Annotated in this window: 17 protein-coding genes and 1 pseudogene; 7 read left to right on the top strand and 11 right to left on the bottom strand. The window is 70.6% G+C overall.

Translation table 11 applies throughout. The annotated features are described in order from the left end of the window. Window positions 1-221: 221 nt before the first annotated feature. Genes ACFYXB_RS22020 through ACFYXB_RS22005 form a run of 4 tightly spaced genes read left to right on the top strand, consistent with a single transcriptional unit; the run spans window position 222 to window position 4,195 of the window. A complete protein-coding gene (locus ACFYXB_RS22020) occupies window positions 222-1,292 on the top strand; it encodes a M4 family metallopeptidase (RefSeq protein ID WP_389584861.1) in 1,071 nt (356 codons plus the stop codon). A 20-nt stretch (window positions 1,293-1,312) separates the two neighbouring features. Next, window positions 1,313-1,579 carry a protealysin inhibitor emfourin gene (locus ACFYXB_RS22015; protein ID WP_351354484.1) on the top strand — a complete coding sequence of 89 codons (267 nt, stop codon included), beginning with the start codon at window positions 1,313-1,315 and terminating at the stop codon, window positions 1,577-1,579. Window positions 1,580-1,625: 46 nt separating this feature from the next. Continuing rightward, window positions 1,626-2,942 (top strand): GH1 family beta-glucosidase, encoded by a 1,317-nt coding sequence (locus ACFYXB_RS22010; protein WP_389584859.1) that lies wholly within the window; start codon window positions 1,626-1,628, stop codon window positions 2,940-2,942. Next, window positions 2,939-4,195, top strand: a complete 1,257-nt coding sequence (locus ACFYXB_RS22005; RefSeq protein WP_389584856.1) for an MFS transporter — start codon at window positions 2,939-2,941, stop codon at window positions 4,193-4,195. Before ACFYXB_RS22010 ends, ACFYXB_RS22005 begins: the two co-directional genes overlap by 4 nt. A gap of 7 nt (window positions 4,196-4,202) precedes the next feature. On the opposite strand, the gene ACFYXB_RS22000 is transcribed toward ACFYXB_RS22005, so the two are convergent. Beyond that, on the bottom strand, window positions 4,203-5,057 hold the full coding sequence (locus ACFYXB_RS22000) for an NAD-dependent epimerase/dehydratase family protein (RefSeq protein ID WP_389584854.1): 855 nt from the start codon (window positions 5,055-5,057) through the stop codon (window positions 4,203-4,205). 119 nt (window positions 5,058-5,176) lie between these two features. On the opposite strand from ACFYXB_RS22000, the gene ACFYXB_RS21995 reads away from it, so the two are divergent. Continuing rightward, the gene (locus ACFYXB_RS21995; protein ID WP_389584853.1) at window positions 5,177-6,031 is read left to right on the top strand and encodes a helix-turn-helix transcriptional regulator; all 855 of its coding nucleotides are present in this window, start codon (window positions 5,177-5,179) and stop codon (window positions 6,029-6,031) included. Window positions 6,032-6,055: 24 nt separating this feature from the next. Here ACFYXB_RS21995 and era read toward each other — a convergent pair whose 3' ends face one another. Beyond that, window positions 6,056-7,009 carry a GTPase Era gene (gene era / locus ACFYXB_RS21990; RefSeq protein ID WP_389584851.1) on the bottom strand — a complete coding sequence of 318 codons (954 nt, stop codon included), beginning with the start codon at window positions 7,007-7,009 and terminating at the stop codon, window positions 6,056-6,058. Between the two features lie 249 nt (window positions 7,010-7,258). Between era and ACFYXB_RS21985 the strand changes: the two are divergent. After that, a pseudogene (locus ACFYXB_RS21985) lies at window positions 7,259-7,762 on the top strand (ammonia channel protein); the annotation flags it as partial. Beyond that, on the top strand, window positions 7,759-8,097 hold the full coding sequence (locus ACFYXB_RS21980) for a P-II family nitrogen regulator (protein ID WP_389584848.1): 339 nt from the start codon (window positions 7,759-7,761) through the stop codon (window positions 8,095-8,097). The pseudogene ACFYXB_RS21985 and the gene ACFYXB_RS21980, both read left to right, overlap by 4 nt. Here ACFYXB_RS21980 and ACFYXB_RS21975 read toward each other — a convergent pair. The 9 genes from ACFYXB_RS21975 to ACFYXB_RS21935 all read right to left on the bottom strand — a co-directional run bounded on the left by ACFYXB_RS21975 (window position 7,991) and on the right by ACFYXB_RS21935 (window position 16,533). Continuing rightward, a complete protein-coding gene (locus ACFYXB_RS21975) occupies window positions 7,991-8,980 on the bottom strand; it encodes a DUF916 domain-containing protein (RefSeq protein WP_389584846.1) in 990 nt (329 codons plus the stop codon). The two genes, ACFYXB_RS21980 and ACFYXB_RS21975, sit on opposite strands and share 107 nt — an antisense overlap. Before the next feature lie 135 nt (window positions 8,981-9,115). After that, window positions 9,116-9,469 (bottom strand): cytidine deaminase, encoded by a 354-nt coding sequence (locus ACFYXB_RS21970; RefSeq protein WP_389584843.1) that lies wholly within the window; start codon window positions 9,467-9,469, stop codon window positions 9,116-9,118. Between the two features lie 54 nt (window positions 9,470-9,523). After that, on the bottom strand, window positions 9,524-9,883 hold the full coding sequence (locus ACFYXB_RS21965) for an MmcQ/YjbR family DNA-binding protein (protein ID WP_389584842.1): 360 nt from the start codon (window positions 9,881-9,883) through the stop codon (window positions 9,524-9,526). Continuing rightward, window positions 9,880-11,181 (bottom strand): hemolysin family protein, encoded by a 1,302-nt coding sequence (locus ACFYXB_RS21960; protein WP_389584840.1) that lies wholly within the window; start codon window positions 11,179-11,181, stop codon window positions 9,880-9,882. Before ACFYXB_RS21960 ends, ACFYXB_RS21965 begins: the two co-directional genes overlap by 4 nt. 15 nt (window positions 11,182-11,196) lie before the next feature. Continuing rightward, window positions 11,197-11,694: an rRNA maturation RNase YbeY gene (gene ybeY / locus ACFYXB_RS21955; RefSeq protein ID WP_351354451.1), complete on the bottom strand. Its 498-nt coding sequence runs from the start codon at window positions 11,692-11,694 to the stop codon at window positions 11,197-11,199. Window positions 11,695-11,709: 15 nt separating this feature from the next. Continuing rightward, window positions 11,710-12,777 carry a PhoH family protein gene (locus ACFYXB_RS21950; protein WP_389584837.1) on the bottom strand — a complete coding sequence of 356 codons (1,068 nt, stop codon included), beginning with the start codon at window positions 12,775-12,777 and terminating at the stop codon, window positions 11,710-11,712. Window positions 12,778-12,992: 215 nt separating this feature from the next. Then, complete coding sequence (locus tag ACFYXB_RS21945) at window positions 12,993-14,138, bottom strand: carbohydrate kinase family protein (protein WP_389584834.1); 1,146 nt, start codon at window positions 14,136-14,138, stop codon at window positions 12,993-12,995. A 212-nt stretch (window positions 14,139-14,350) separates the two neighbouring features. Then, a complete protein-coding gene (locus tag ACFYXB_RS21940) occupies window positions 14,351-15,640 on the bottom strand; it encodes a glucarate dehydratase family protein (RefSeq protein ID WP_389584831.1) in 1,290 nt (429 codons plus the stop codon). Further along, entirely contained in the window at window positions 15,637-16,533 is an 897-nt protein-coding gene (locus ACFYXB_RS21935) for a 5-dehydro-4-deoxyglucarate dehydratase (RefSeq protein ID WP_389584973.1), read from the bottom strand. The genes ACFYXB_RS21940 and ACFYXB_RS21935 overlap by 4 nt, the downstream gene beginning before the upstream one ends. Between the last annotated feature and the right edge of the window lie 34 nt (window positions 16,534-16,567).

Genomic DNA, 16,567 nt, shown 5'->3' with positions numbered 1-16,567 from the left:
AAGAAGCAGCCCGAAACGCATGATGCTCGGCAGCCTAGCCGAGCCACGCCGGATGCGCGGGCCTGTATCAGTATGCGGGACCCGAACGACAAAAAGAATAAACAGGACAAAAAGTGCGCCATACCACTCTGGGCGACGATCACGCGCCGAATGTCCGCGTATTTCACCAATCATGGTTGCGGGTCGTGACAACAAAGTCACTCAGTGCAAGGGTGCCGGACATGACGACCAACGGGGGCTTCCAGCCCGTCTTCTGCACCATCGTGCCGCCCCACGTCCTCGACAAGCTCGCCCAGCACGGGGACTCCGCCCTGGCCGACCCCGCGCGCCGGACCCTGGAACGCGACGCCTACGAGCGCACCCACCGCCGCCTGACCACGGTCCTCGGCGCGCCCGCCGTCGCCCCGCCCGCGGACGCAGCCGCCGACCAGCCGCACCGCACCATCTACGACGCGGGCCACCAGGAGGAGCTGCCCGGCGAGAAGGTCCGCGAGGAGGGCTCGGAGCCCGGCCAGGACGCCACCGTCAACCGCGCCTACGCGGGCCTGGGTGCCACCTTCGAGCTGTATCTGGAGGCGTACGGGCGCAACTCCATCGACGGCGAGGGACTGCCGCTGGACGCCACCGTGCACTTCGGCGAGGGCTACGACAACGCCTTCTGGAACGGCGAGCGGATGGTCTTCGGCGACGGCGACAACGAGATCTTCCTCGACTTCACCATCCCGGTGGACGTCATCGGCCACGAGTTGACCCACGGCGTCACCCAGTACACGGCGAATCTCACCTACTTCGGGCAGCCCGGTGCGCTCAACGAGTCGCTGTCCGATGTCTTCGGCTCGCTGATCAAGCAGTACTCGCTGGGCCAGAGTGCCGCCGAGGCCGACTGGCTGATCGGCGCGGGCCTGCTCGCCCCGCGTGTCACCGGCACCGCGCTGCGCTCGATGAAGGCACCGGGCACGGCGTACGACGACGACGTCCTCGGCAAGGACCCGCAGCCCGCGACGATGGACGGCTTCGTGAAGACCGGCCGCGACAACGGCGGCGTGCACATCAACTCCGGCATCCCCAACCACGCCTTCTATCTGGCGGCCACCACCCTCGGCGGCAACGCCTGGGAGCGGGCCGGGCAGATCTGGTACGACGTGCTGACCAGCGGCGAGCTCCCGTCGCAGGCGAGCTTCTCGGACTTCGCGAAGCTGACGGTCGCGGCGGCGAAGACGCGCTTCCAGGAAGGCGAGGAGCTGCAGGCCGTGCTGAAGGCGTGGGAGCAGGTCGGGGTGCAGACGGCCTAGTTCCGTACTAGACAGGGCCCATGCGTATTCAGGTGAGGCGTACGGGCGGGTTCGCGGGCATCGAGCGCCGTGCCGAGGTGGACACCTCGGGGCGGGCCGACGCGCACGAATGGCAGGCCCTGGCCGAGCGGGTACTCGCCGCCGGCCGGGGCACGCCGCCCGCCGGGGTGCCGGACGGCTTCAACTACCAGATCACCGTGGACGGCAGGACCGTGTACGCGGCGGATCCCCGGCTGACCGAGGAGCAGCGGACCCTCATCACGCGGGTACTCAAAGAGGGGGCGTAACTTCCGCTTCACTCCTGGGCGTTGACTTCCGTTACCGTCGGTAAGGATGATCCGGCCCATGGTGACGAACCCGATACCTCAGTTCCCGGCCGGATTCCTGTGGGGCGTGTCAACCTCGGCCCACCAGATCGAGGGCGCGGCAGACGAGCGCGAGCCCTCTGTGTGGGACGCGTTCACGGCAGAGCCGGGGCGGGTGAAGGACGGCTCGACGGCGGCGGTGGCCTGCGACCACTACCACCGCCACGCCGAGGACGTGGCGCTCCTGGCCGGCCTGGGCGTGGACGCGTACCGCTTCTCGATCTCCTGGCCACGGGTGAACTCCCCCCAGGGCCTGGACTTCTACGACCGCCTGGTGGACGAGCTGTGCGCGGCGGGCGTCCGCCCGGTGCCGACGCTGTTCCACTGGGACCTGCCGGTCGGGCTCGACTGGCTGGAGCGGGACACGGCGTCGCGATTCGCGGAGTATGTGTCGCTGGTCGTGGGGCGGCTCGGCGACCGCGTCACGAAGTGGATCACTCTCAACGAGCCCGCCGAACACACCCTGCTGGGACACGCGTTGGGCGCCCACGCCCCCGGCAAGCGGCTCCTGTTCGACGCGCTCCCGGTGGCCCACCACCAGCTCCTCGCCCACGGCCTCGCGGTACGGGCCCTGCGCGCGGCCGGCGCGACGGACATCGGCATCGCCAACTCCCACGGGCCGACCTGGGCGGCCTCGGACGAGGCTGCGGACGTGGAGGCGGCGGGCTTCTACGACCTCCTGCTCAACCGCATGTTCGCCGAGCCGGTCCTCCTCGGTGCATACCCGGAGGGCATCGGCGAGTTGATGCCGGGGGACGTCGAGTCGGACCTCAAGATCATCGGCGAACCCCTCGACTGGTACGGCGTCAACTACTACGCCCCGACGAAGGTGGGCGCCCCGCAGGGCACCGAGATCGAGTTCGGCGGGCTGACGATGCCAGCCGAACTCCCTTTCTCCGTACGGGAGATCGAGGGCCGCCCGGTGACCGACTTCGGCTGGCCCGTCGTACCGGAAGGGCTCACCGAGCTGCTCACCGGCTTCCGTGACCGCTACGGCGAACGGCTCCCGCCCGTCGTCATCACCGAGAACGGCTGCTCGTACGAGGGTTTCGACGACCAGGAACGGATCGCCTATCTGGACGGCCACATACGGGCGTTGCACCGGGCAGTGGAGGCCGGCGTGGACGTACGCGGCTATTTCGTCTGGTCGCTGCTCGACAACTTCGAGTGGGCGCAGGGGTACGCGCGCCGCTTCGGGCTCGTGCACGTGGACTTCGAGAGCCTGGAGCGGACCCCGAAGGCCTCGTACCGCTGGTTCCGTGACGTGCTGCGGGCGCAGAGATGACGACGACCGAGTCCCTTCCGGGTGCCCTGGCCGAGCCCGTCGAGCCGGTCGGCCGGGGCTGGACGACGGCGCTCTCGCTCGCCAACGGGGCGATCTGGGTGGGCTGGTTCGGCCCGCTGCAGATCCTGCTCGCCTCCCAGGCCGAGGACTTCTCGCCCGGCTCCGGCATGTCCAAGGAGACGATGCTGGCGTGGGTCACGGGCGTGGGCGCGGTGGTGTCGCTGGTCGCCAACCCGCTGTTCGGCGCGCTCTCGGACCGCACGACGTCACGCGCGGGCCGCCGTACGCCGTGGATCGTGGCCGGTGCGGCGGGCGGCGCGCTCTCGCTGCTGCTGCTCGCGGGCGCGGGCGGGCTGTGGACCATGGCGCTGGGCTGGTGCCTGGTGCAGCTCACGCTGAACGCGGCGTTCGCGGCAGTGACTGCGGCGGTGCCGGACCGGGTGCCGCGGCTCCAACGGGGAGCCGTGGGCGGCTGGTTGGGAGCGGCGCAGATCCTGGGCGTGGTCGTCGGGACGGGGCTCGCGACCGCGGCGGGCGGCATCGCTGCCGGGTATGCGGCGTGCGCGGTGTTCACGGCGGTGGGCGTGCTGCCGTACGTGCTCAGGTACCCGGATCTGCGGCTGGCCGAGGCGGACCGGCCGGCCCGGTCCTGGCGGGGCTTCCTCGCGGGCTTCTGGCTGAGCCCGCGCCGGTACCCGGACCTGGGCTGGGCATGGCTGACCCGCTTCCTGATCAACCTCAGCAATTCGCTGGTCCTGCTGTACCTGCTCTACTACCTGCGCGACCGCATCGACTACCAGGACCCCGAACAGGGCGTGCTGATCCTGACGGCGGTGAACGGTCTGACGCTGCTGGGCACGGTCGTGGTCGGCGGCGTCTGGTCGGACCGGGTTGGTCGGCGGAAGCCGTTCGTGATCTGGTCCGGGGTGCTGATGGCGGTGGCCACGGCCGCGCTGGCCGGCTGGCAGACCTGGCCGGGCGCGATCGCGGCGGCGGCGGTGCTGGGCGTGGGCTTCGGGGTGTTCACGTCGGTGGACTTCGCGCTCATGACGGACGTACTCCCGAAGGCGCTGGACCGGGGCAAGGACCTGGGCGTCATCAACGTGGCCAACGCCCTGCCCCAGGTCGCGGCCCCCGCCCTGGCCGCGCCGATCGTGACCTATCTCGGCGGCTACCGGGTGCTGTACCTGGTGGCGGCGGTGATCGGGCTGGCCGGGGCGGGGCTGGTGGGCCGTATCAGGGGCGTCGAGTAGCGAGGTGTCAGAGGGCTCCGGCGTCCCGGGCCGTGAACGCCGTCGGGTACTGCGGGCGGTAACCCAGCTCGCGGCGGATGCGGTCGGTGGAGACGATGAGGTGCCAGGGGTCGGGGTCCGAGCGGGTGTGGGCCTCCTCGGGCAGGTCGGCGCCGAGCAGCCGATGGATGTCGAGGGTGGTGACGGGGGCGTCGTCGGCGATGTTGTAGACGCGGCCGTCGGCGCCGGGGGCGTACAGCAGGCGCAGCAGGCCCTGCGCGACGTCGGCGACGTGGACCAGGTGGAAGAGCTTGGTGGCCGGCCAGTGCGTGAGCCACTGCAGGGAGTTGGCGAGGTGCGGGTCGCCCTCGCCGTACACGAAGGCGAGGCGGCCCACGCGGACGTCGAGCCCGTCGAGCGCGAGCAGCCCGCGCTCGGCCTCCGCCTTCGACGCCGGGTAGGTGCCCCAGAACGCCCCGCCCGGGATGCTCACATCGTCCTCGTCGAGCGGGCGGGCGCGCCCCTCTCCGTAGACCGTGTTGGTGCTGACCTGCACGAACCGCTGTACGCCGGAGGTCACGGCGGCCCGCCCCAGCTCCAGGGCCGCATCACGATTGACGGCCCGCGCCTCGTCGTCCGGTACGCCCCGGAAGGAGGCGGCGATGTTGACGACGGCGTCGGCTCCCGCGAGGGCCTTGCCGACGGCCTCGGCATCGCGCAGATCACCGACGACGATCTGGGCGCCGCGGTCGGCGAGCGCGGCGGCCCGTGTCTCGTCGCGTACGAGGACACGTACGTGTTCTCCGGGGCGGGTCTGCGCCAGCAGCCGGGGTACGAAGCCGCGGCCCACCTGTCCTGTCGTGCCGGTCACCAGGGTCAGCATGATGGTGCTCCTCTCGTCCCCGCCAGCTTCGGCCGACGGCGCGGGCGACGGGAGAGACCTCTCGATCGGGGGATCGGCACTCCCTGGATAAGCCGGGCGGGCTCGGCCACGCTGGAGGAGTGAACCGAACCGAACTCGCCGACTTCCTGCGCCGCGGCCGCACCCGTCTGGACCCGGCCGACGTGGGCCTGGCCCCGGGGGCCCGTCGTCGTACGCCGGGGCTGCGCCGGGAGGAGGTCGCGTCGCTGGCCGGAATGTCGGTGGACTACTACACGCGCCTGGAGCAGTCCAGGGGCCCGCGCCCCTCACGCCAGATGCTGACGGCACTGGCCCGCGCCCTGCGCCTGACGGACGACGAACGGGACCACCTCTTCCATCTGGCGGGCGAGGAGCCCCCGCGCCACGCGACCACGTCCGGCCACGTCCGCCCCGGCCTCCTGCTGGTCCTGGACCGCCTGCACGACGCCCCGGCGATGGTGATCACGGACTGCGGTGACGTCCTGGCGCAGAACGCGCTGTCGAGGGCGCTGTCGGGTGATGTGTCGGCCCGTCCACCCGGGGACCGCAACCTACTCCGCCGCTACTTCCTGGACCCGTCGGCGCGCGACATGTTCCCACCGGAGGACCGCGAGGAACACGCCCGCCAGCACGTGGCGAACCTACGAGCGGTGACGGCGTCCCGCCCCACGGACCCGCGACCGGCCGCGCTGGTAACCGAACTACGCGACCGCAGCGAGGAGTTCGCCCGTATGTGGACGAACCACGAGGTGGCGGTACGCCGAGCCTCGACAAAACGCTTCCTGCACCCTTTGGTGGGCCTCCTGGAACTGGACTGCGAGATCCTGCTCAGCACGGAACACCACCAACACCTCATCATCCACACGGCCCGCCCCGGCACGGAGTCGTACGAACGGCTCCAACTGCTGCGGGTGGTGGGGCTGCAGGACATGACACCGTCACCAAGCGCACCCTGATCCGATGAATCAGAGACGCCCCCGCTAGAACCCCAGCCGCCGCAGCTGCTTGGGATCCCGCTGCCAGTCCTTCGCCACCTTCACGTGCAGGTCCAGGAAGACCGGCGTGCCCAGCAGGGCCTCGATGTGCTTGCGGGACTTGATGCCGACCTCCTTCAGGCGCTTGCCCTGGGGGCCGATGATGATGCCCTTCTGGCTGGTGCGTTCGATGTAGAGGTTGGCGTGGATGTCCAGGAGGGGGCGGTCGGCGGGGCGGTCCTCACGCGGGAGCATCTCCTCCACCACCACCGCGATGGAGTGCGGCAGTTCGTCGCGGACGCCCTCCAGTGCCGCCTCGCGGATCAGCTCGGCGACCATGACCTGCTCGGGCTCGTCCGTGAGGTCGCCCTCGGGGTAGAGCGCCGGGCCCTCGGGCATCATCGGGATGAGCAGGTCCGCAAGCAGCGCCACCTGCTTGTCGCCCACCGCCGACACCGGGACGATCTCCGCCCACTCGATGCCCAGCTCCTTGCCCAGCTGGTCGATCGCGATCAGCTGCTCGGCCAGAGCCTTGCCGTCGACCAGGTCGGTCTTGGTGACGATCGCCACCTTGGGGGTCTTGCGGATCCCGGCGAGTTCCTTCGCGATGAAGCGGTCGCCCGGGCCGATCTTCTGGTCCGCGGGGAGGCAGAAGCCGATCACGTCGACCTCGGCCCAGGTGGTGCGGACCACGTCGTTCAGGCGCTCGCCCAGCAGGGTGCGCGGCTTGTGCAGACCAGGCGTGTCGACCAGGATCAGCTGGGCGTCGGGGCGGTGCACGATGCCCCGTACCGTGTGCCGGGTCGTCTGCGGCCGGTTGGACGTGATCGCCACCTTCCGCCCGACCAGAGCGTTCGTGAGGGTGGACTTGCCCGCGTTGGGGCGGCCCACGAAGCAGGCGAAGCCGGCACGGTGGACGGACTCGGCCGGCTGCTCGGATGACTGGGTACGCACGCTCATGGCGTTCATTGTCCCTGATCCACGAGGCCCGAAGGCACCACCGCCCACGACGTGAGCTTCCGGTAACCCGCACGCAACGAAACGTCACGGAAACATACCCGTACGCAATCGGAAATCCTGAGCCGTGAGCCTCTGACGCGAGCCCCCCACCGTTGGAGACCGACCGTGACCCTCGCCGCAGCGCACGCGGACACCGGCGACACCGCCTGACTGCTCGCCGCCACCGCCCTGGTCCTGCTGATGACCCCCGGCCTGGTCGCCATCACGCCGTCCTGCGGCTCGGTCTCGCTGCTCGGCGCGCTGGTCGTGGGCCTCGCCGCCGGCGTCATCTGCTCCTACGCCGTGAGCTGGAAGTTCAAGCTCGACTACGACGACTCCCTCGACGTCGTCGGCGTCCACCTGGTCGGCGGTGTCGTCGGCACCCTCTTGATCGGCGTCTTCGCGGAGAAGGCGATGACCGGCGGCGCCGAGGGCCTGCTGTACGGCGGCGGGCTCGGGCAGCTGGGCAGGCAGTTGGTGGCGGTCCTCGCCGTAGGCACGTACGCCTTCGCCGTGACGTACGGCATCGGCAGGCTGATCGACCGGACGATCGGGTTCCGTGCGAGTGAGGAGCAGGAGCACACCGGGCTGGACCTTACGGTGCACGCCGAGAGCGCCTACGATCACGGGGTCCTGGGCCATGGCGCCCCGGTCGGCCACTCCGTCGTCCCCTCCGTGATCAACTCCGCCCAGAAGGTCGAGCCGCAGGCATGAAGCTCATCACCGCGATCGTCAAGCCCCACCGCCTCGACGCGGTCAAGACCGCGCTCCAGGAGCTGGGCGTGCGCGGTCTGACCGTGACCGAGGCCAGCGGGTACGGCCGTCAGCACGGCCACACCGAGGTGTACCGGGGTGCCGAGTACCGGGTCGACCTGGTGCCCAAGGTGCGCATCGAGGTCGTCGTCGAGGACGCGGACTCCGAGGCCGTGATCGACGCGATCGTCAAGGCCGCGCAAACGGGGAAGATCGGGGACGGGAAGGTGTGGGCGCTGCCCGTCGAGACGGTCGTACGCGTACGGACGGGCGAGCGCGGCCCCGACGCGCTCTGACCAGCAGCACCCCGCCCACGACTCCGGCGGCGAACACCACCGCCACCACCAGCCACGGCAGCGCCAGGAACGAGGCGCTCGCCGACTCCCGCGTGCCCGTGGCGCTCGCCGTCAACGTCACGTCTCCCCAGTCGAGTTGGAGTGCGCCGCGCCAGCGCTCGGTGAGCCGCACCCGCTGCCCGAGCAGCAGTTCGGAGGGGACGCGGCTCAGGTCGCGGGCGAGGAGCGTACGGCCGAACAGGCCCCGGGCGCGCAGTTCCACCTTCGGGTCGAGGGTGACGTTGCCGGTGTTGTGCAGGGTGCAGGAGATCGTCGCCGTGCTGTCGCCGAGGCCGGGGACGAGCGGCTGGTGGTGGGTGAGATGGACGTGCTCGACGGAGATCGCGGGCAGCGTGGGTCCGCCGACCCGGAGGTAGACGCGGGCGCCGACGGCCCGCTGCACGCCGAGCGCGACTGAGCCGGTGCCGGGGTCCACCTGCTCGTCGAGGGCGACGATCGCGCCGGGGTGGTCGCCCGGTTCGGCGGCGGTCGGCACGTGCAGGGTGAAGGGCACGGTGACCGTTGTGTGGGGGGCGACGGTGATCCGGGATTTCGCGAGCCTCGCCCAGGCGCCGACGCCCCGCATCCGTTCCTTCACCGTCCGTACGGCGAACCCGCCGTCGCGCGCGGTGTTGTAGGCGTCGGCCGCGTACAGCCGGAAGCTCCGCGGACCGCCGGTCTTGTTGGCTACGGCGTGCCCGCGGCGCCGGCCGGACAGGCGAGCGCGCCGCCCGTGGTGACCGCGAGTGCGGTCGCACCGAGCAACGAAGCCCAGCGCCGCCGTGGGGATCTTCGGGGTGTCGAACCCATGGGCCCCCTCCTCAGGGATGTGACAGGGGGCCATTGATGTGCAGGTCTCGTGAGAAGTCAATGGAGATGCCGCAGAAGTCTGACGCACTATCAGTTTCTACTGACGCTGCATCAGTTCTGCGGCATCCGGAACGGAGCGCTCAGCAGGCTGCTCCGAAACCCTGGGCCGTCAGCCCGCCGTGACGGTCTGCCGTACAACCCCGTCGGGCCCGGCCACCAGCACCGGTGTGTCCGGACCGCCCAGGTCGCGTACGGCGGCCCGGTCCTCCTCGGACGCGGACTCCGCCTCCGTGACCACCGCCGCCGCCTCCAGCGACTTCGCCCCGGACGCCACCGCCATGGCGACCGCCGTCCGCAGGGCACTGAGCTTCAGGGAGTCGAGGTCCACGGTCCCGGCGACGTACGTACGACCCGTCTCGTCCCGTACGGCCGCCCCCTCGGGCACGCCGTTGCGGGCCCGCGCGGAACGGGCCAGGGTGACGATCTTCCGGTCCTCGGGGTCAAGCCCGTTGCTGTCAGTCATGTGCCGAGCATACGGATCGGGGCCCCGCCGTCGGGGCTGGGACTCAGGAAGCGCTCAGGGGCGGTCGAGGCGGAGCCGGTCGGCGCGCGGTAGACCGGCGACGACCAGGTCGTACGAGTCCTCGACGAGCTCCCCGACCAACCCGTCCGGGAGCTCTCCGTCGACCGTGACGGTGTTCCAGTGGCGCTTGTTCATGTGCCAGCCGGGGACGATCAGTCCCTCGTGCTCGGCGCGCAGCCGGATCGCGTCCTCCGGATCGCACTTGAGGTTCACCGTCAGGGGGCGGGCGTTCAGGTGCGTTAGCGCGAACAGTTTGCCCTGGACCTTGAAGACCGACGTCTCCGGGTTGAACGGGAAGTCCTCGACGGCCGCGTTGAAGGAGAGGCAGAGGGCGCGCAGTTGGTCGGCGGTCACTCCGGCTCCTTCTCCGTGGGCTCGGCCGGGCCCGTCGGCTCCACCAGCACCGTCACGATCTTGTTCCGGCGGCCGGCCGCGGCCTCGGCGGTGAGCCGGAGTCCGCGGCCGTCGGGCAGTTCGACGACCGCGGAGGCTCCGGCGATGGGCACCCGGCCCAGCGCCTTGGCGAGCAGTCCGCCGACGGTCTCCACGTCCTCGTCGTCGTACTCCTCGAGCCCGTACAGCTCGCCGAGGTCGGTGATGTCGAGGCGGGCCGTGACCCGATAGCGGTCGTCGCCCAGCTCCTCCACGGGCGGGAGTTCACGGTCGTACTCGTCGGTGATCTCGCCGACGATCTCCTCGAGGATGTCCTCGATGGTGACGATCCCGGCCGTGCCGCCGTACTCGTCGATGACGACGGCGACGTGGTTGCGCTCCTTCTGCATCTCGCGCAGCAGGTCGCCTGCGTTCTTGGTGTCGGGCACGAAGAACGCGGGGCGCATGGCCGTGGACACCAGGTCGTTCTCGGCGTCGCGGCTGATGTGCGTCTTGCGGACCAGGTCCTTCAGATACACCATCCCGACGATGTCGTCCTCGCTCTCGCCCGCGACCGGGATGCGCGAGAAACCGGAGCGCAGGGCGAGCGTAAGGGCCTGGCGGATGGTCTTGTAGCGCTCGATGACGACCAGGTCGGTCCGCGGGACCATGACCTCCCGCACGAGAGTGTCGCCGAGTTCGAAGACGGAGTGCACCATGCGGCGCTCCTCGTCCTCGATCAGCGACTCCTGCTCGGCGAGGTCGACCAGCGCGCGCAGCTCCGCCTCGGAGGCGAACGGGCCGCGGCGGAAGCCCTTGCCCGGGGTGAGCGCATTGCCGATGAGGATCAGCAGATACGGGATCGGGCCCATGATCCGGGCGAGCGGCAGCAGGACGTATGAGGCAACCGTCGCCGTGTTCAGCGGGTGCTGGCGGCCGATGGTGCGCGGCGAGACGCCCACGGCGACGTACGACACGAGGACCATGACGACGATGGCGATCAGGAGGGCCTCGGCCGTGTCCGAGAACTCCTGGAGGCAGGCATAGGTGACCAGCGCGGCGGCGGCCATCTCGCAGGCGACACGGACCAGCAGTGCCACGTTGAGGTAGCGGGTGGGGTCGGCGGCGACCTGGGCGAGCTTGGCGCTGCCGCGCCGCCCGGACTTGACGGCCTCCTCGGCGCGGAAGCTGGAGACGCGCGCGATGCCGGCCTCGGCGCAGGCGGCGAGCCAGGCGACGACGACGAGGGCGATCGCGCCGATGACGATCTGCGGACTCATACGGGGCCCGCCGGTCTACGAGACCGTGGGCGCCGGAGAAGGACCGGTCAGGCCCTTCTCCGCGCGCCAGCCGTCCACGATGGCGGCCTGCAGGCCGAACATCTCGGCCTTCTCGTCGGGCTCCTCATGGTCGTAGCCCAGCAGGTGCAGCACACCGTGGACGGTGAGCAGCTGGAGCTCCTCGTCCATGGTGTGCTGCGTGGCCGCCTCGGTCCCCTGCTTCGCGGCGACTTCGGGGCACAGCACGATGTCGCCGAGGAGGCCCTGCGGGGGCTCGTCGTCGTCCTTGGTGGGCGGGCGCAGCTCGTCCATCGGGAAGGACATGACGTCGGTCGGGCCGGGCAGGTCCATCCACTGGATGTGCAACTGCTCCATGGCGTCGGCGTCCACGACGATCACCGAGAGCTCGGAGAGCGGGTGGATGCGCATCCGCGCGAGCGCGTAGCGGGCGATGTCGAGGATCGCCTGCTCGTCGACCTCGGTTCCGGACTCGTTGTTGACGTCGATCGACATGGTGTTGCCGTGTCTCTACTTCCCCTTGTGCCCGGACCTGCCCCGGCCGCCCTTGTGGGTGCCGTTCTCGGTGCCGTGCGTGCTGTCGTACTTCTCGTACGCGTCGACGATACGGCCCACCAGCTTGTGCCGTACGACATCGTGGGACGTGAGCCGGGAGAAGTGGACGTCGTCGAGGCCCTCCAGGATGTCCTGCACCTGCCTCAGACCGGACTTGGTGCCGTTCGGCAGGTCGACCTGGGTCACGTCACCGGTGATGACGATCTTCGATTCGAAGCCGAGCCGGGTGAGGAACATCTTCATCTGCTCGGGGCTCGTGTTCTGGGCCTCGTCCAGGATGATGAAGGCGTCGTTCAGAGTACGGCCGCGCATGTAGGCCAGCGGCGCGACCTCGATCGTGCCCGCCGCCATCAGGCGCGGGATCGAGTCGGGGTCGAGCATGTCGTGCAGCGCGTCGTACAGCGGGCGCAGATAGGGGTCGATCTTCTCGTAGAGCGTGCCGGGGAGGAAGCCCAGGCGCTCGCCCGCCTCGACCGCGGGGCGGGTCAGGATGATGCGGTTGACCTGCTTGGACTGCAGGGCCTGCACCGCCTTGGCCATGGCGAGGTAGGTCTTGCCGGTGCCGGCGGGGCCGATGCCGAAGACGATCGTGTGCTTGTCGATCGCGTCGACGTACCGCTTCTGGTTGAGGGTCTTGGGGCGGATCGTGCGGCCGCGCGAGGACAGGATGTTCTGCGTAAGAACCTCGGCCGGGGTTTCCGCCGGGCCCTCCCCGTTCTCACTCGCCCGCAGCATCGCGATCGAGCGTTCCACTGCGTCCTCCGTCATCGGCTGCCCGGTGCGGAGCACCAGCATCATCTCGTCGAACAGGCGCTGGACGAGGGCGACTTCACCGGGGTCGCCGACCGCGCTGATCTCATTGCCCCGAACGTGGATGTCGGCCGCCGGGAAGGCCTTCTCGATCACGCGCAGGAGGGAGTCGCCGGATCCCAGAACGGTGACCATCGGGTGCTGGGCGGGGACCGTGAACTGTGCTCTCGCCTGCCCCTGCGCGGGGGTGTGAGCTGTGGGTGTCTGAGTCATGGGCCGGCGCTTAAGGCCTGCGGTTCCTCCTCGTCACGGCCGCGTAGCTGAGGGCGGCCTCGCGATTCAAGAGTACGACGGTGCACCGACAACGCCGTAGGCCTTTTCCACAGGCCTTTTCCTTGAGCCTTTCCGTGGACCTTCCTTGTGCCCGCCGCACTCCGCCGTGTGCCCACCGCACCACACGTCACACGCGTACGGCGCCCTGGATCGCGTCAGGCCGAGCGCCGGAAGCCGATCGTCGGCACCGCCCGCCGCAGCGGCCAGGGGCGCGCCTGCTCCTCCGGGACCAGCCGCTCCAGGAAGGCGTAGCGGCGCAGGGCTGTCGGGTCCTGGCCCGCCACGGACTGGACCTTCCGCCACCAGGCGCCGATCTCGGTCCAGCCGGGGGCCGACAGCGAGCCGCCGAACTCCTGGACGGACAGCGCGGCGGTGAGCCCGGCGAAGGCCAGCCGGTCCGCCAGCGGCCAGCCGGCGAGGGTGCCGGTGACGAAGCCGGCGACGAAGACGTCTCCGGCGCCGGTCGGGTCGAGGGCCTCCACGGCGATCGCGGGGACCTCGGCGGTCTCGCCGGTACGGCGGTCTACGGCGTAGGCGCCCTCGGAGCCGAGGGTGACGACCGCGAGCGGTACGTACTCGGTGAGGGCGTGGGCGGCCGCTCGGGGGGAGTCGGCGCCGGTGTAGCGCATGGCCTCGGCGGTGTTCGGCAGGAACGCCTCGCAGTGTTCGAGGTCGGCGAGGCTGGACAGGTCCCACGCGCCCGTGTCGTCCCAGCCGACGTCGGCGAAGATCCGGGTGCCCTTGCGGGCGGCCTGGGTGATCCAGGGCGCGTGCCTGCCGGGGGTGAGAGAGGCGACGGCGGCACGCGCGCGTGGGGGGCAGTCGGGGGTCGGCTGGTCCTCGGGGGGCGGTTCGTGGCCGTGGGAGACCATCGTGCGTTCGCCCTCGTACGCCATGGAGACGGTGACCGGTGAGTGCCAGCCTGCCACCGTGCGTGACGGCGACAGGTCGATGCCCTCGCCCTGGGCGAGCGCGTCCCAGCAGTACTCGCCGTAGTGGTCGTCGCCGAACGCGGCGGCGAGGGAGGTCTTCAGGCCGAGGCGGGCCAGCGCGGCGGCCATGTTCGCCACGCCGCCGGGGCTCGCCCCCATCCCGCGTGCCCAGGACTCGGTCCCGCGCACCGGGGCGGAGTCGAGTCCGGTGAAGATGATGTCCAGAAAGACCGTGCCCGTGAGGTAGACGTCCCAGGGCGGATCGTCCGGTGTGCGCAGGCCGGCCAGGGGGTCGACCTGGGTCTGACAGCGGGCTGCCTCGACGACGTACTCCGGTTCCTCTCCGGCGAACGCTTTGGACGCGGTCACGGTGCGCTCCCTGACGTGGTGCGGATCTGGCCAGTGTGCACCACGCCACGGACAGTGAGGGTCAGGTCACGCCAAAGGGGTCAGATCGCAGCAGGTCCCGGGCGTACGCCGGTGCTGCATCTCCCGGGGGACAACCCCCGGACCCCCGGCAGAAACGCCAGAGGGCCCAGAGCCGGACAGCGTTCAGCCGTGCATACGACACCGGTCAATCCCTACCAACGAGGCACCGTAGGTGTGACCCAGTCGGGGTCGGCGACGCGCATCGCCGCCGCGTCGTCGCGGTCGTGCAGGGTGCCGTCGTCGTCGAGCCACCTCTGGTGCAGGAAACGCAGCTTCTCGTGGTCGAGTTCGACGCCCAGGCCGGGGAGGTCCGAGACGGCGACCTTGCCGGCCTCGAACGTCAGGCGTTCGGTGAGGACGTCCTCCGACTGCCAGGGGTAGTGGGAGTCGCAGGCGTGGTGGAGGTTCGGGACCGTGGACGCGACGTGGGTCATCGCGGCCAGGCTGATGCCCAGGTGGGTGTTGGAGTGCATGGAGACGCCGACGCCGAAGGTGCGGCAGATGGCGGCGAGTTGCTGGGTGTTGCGCAGTCCGCCCCAGTAGTGGTGGTCGGAGAGCACGACCTGGACGGCGCCCTTGGTGAACGCCACCTCGATCTCGGCGAAGGTCGTCACGCACATGTTGGTGGCGAGGGGCACGTCGGTGCCGGCGGCCACCTCGGCCATGGCCGGAGTGCCGAGGGCGGGGTCCTCCAGGTACTCGAGTACGTCGCCGAGTTCCTTGGCGACCTTGAGCGAGGTCTCCACGGACCAGGCGCCGTTGGGGTCGAGCCGCAGCGGGTGCCCGGGGAACGCCTCGGCGAGGGCGCGTACGGCGGCGATCTCCTCGTCCGGCGGGAAGACACCGCCCTTGAGCTTGAAGGACGTGAAGCCGAAGCGCTCCTTGAACTTCCGTGCCTGCTCGACGACTCCGGCCGGTTCGAGGGCCGCGCCCCAGTCGTCCCGCTCGCCGGTCACTCCGGCCGGGTGGTCGGCCCACTTGTAGAAGAGGTACGCGCTGTACTCGACCGCGTCGCGCAGTTTGCCGCCGAGCAGGGCGTGCACGGGCAGGCCGAGCGCCTTGCCGAGGGCGTCGAGGCAGGCGACCTCGAAGCCGGAGACTACGGACAACCGCAGCTTGTCGGCGGTCTGGACGCCGCGCAGCCCGCCGACGTCGACCTGGCCGGAAACCCGGGAGACGTCCACGGCTACCTCGTCCGCGATGGCGAACAGGCCGTTCGGTTCACTGACTTGACGGCCCTTCAGCTTCTCCGCGAACGGCCGGGCCAGCTCCAGGTACCTGGTGTCGCCGTACGTCTCGCCGATGCCCGTGATGCCGTCGGCCGTCTCCACCTCCACGATCAGGCGGGGCGTGTACGGCTGGTGGACGCCCTGGGTGTTCAGCAGCGGCGGGTCGGCAACCAGGATCGGCGTCAGCCGGACGTCGGTGATGGTGAGGTTCACAGGGCGGCTCCTACGAGGTCGAGTCCGGTGGCGAGCAGGGTCTTCAGGTCGGCGAGGTCGGCGGGCGAAGGGTCGGTGAGCGGGGCGCGCACCGGCCCCACGGGGCGGCCGCGCAGCCGGGCCGCCGCCTTCACGAGCGAGACGGCGTATCCGGGCACCCGGTCGCGCAGTTCGACGAAGGGGACGTAGAAGTCGCGCAGCAGCTTCTCGACGGTGCCGTGGTCGTCGCCGTGCAGGGCGGTGAAGAAGGCGTTCGCGATCTCGGGGGCGAAGGCATGGACGGCGGAGGAGTAGGCGGGGACCCCGACGGTGGCGTAGGCGCGGGCCTGGATCTCGGCGGTGGCGGCACCGTTGAAGAACAGGAAGTCCTCGGGGGCGGCGAGAGTGAGCCGCTGCAGCCGGTCGAGGTCGCTGTGGCCGTCCTTGAGTCCGATGACGTCCGGGATGCCGGCGATGCGCCTCAACGCGTCGGCAGTGAAGGCGACTTGGCCGCGCTGGTAGGCGATGAGCGGCAGCCCGGTGCGGGCGGCCAGCTGCTCCAGCTGGGCGACGAGCCCGTCCTGCGGGGCGGCGACGAGGTAGTGCGGCAGGACGAGCAGCGCATCGGCGCCCGCCTCCTCGGCAATGCGGGCGAAGCGCGCGGCCTGCGCCCAACCGTACCCGGTGCCGGCGACGACGGGCACCCGGCCGGCCGCCTCCTCCACGGTGACGGAGACGACCCGACGGTATTCGTCCTCGTCCAGCGAGAAGAACTCGCCGGTGCCGCAGGCGGGGAAGACGGCCCCGGGGGCGGTGGCGATCTGCGCCGCGACATGGGTGCGGAAGCCGTCGGGGTCGAGGGAACCGTCCGTGTGGAAGGCGGTGAGCGGGAAGGACAGCACGCCGTCCGCCATCCCGTCCCGCAGCCGCCGTACCACTTCCGTATGG

The organism is Streptomyces sp. NPDC002619 (assembly GCF_042889305.1).
Lineage (GTDB): Bacteria > Actinomycetota > Actinomycetes > Streptomycetales > Streptomycetaceae > Streptomyces.
The sequence above is the reverse complement of the archived record's forward strand: the minus strand, read 5'-3'. Positions and strand labels throughout refer to the sequence as shown.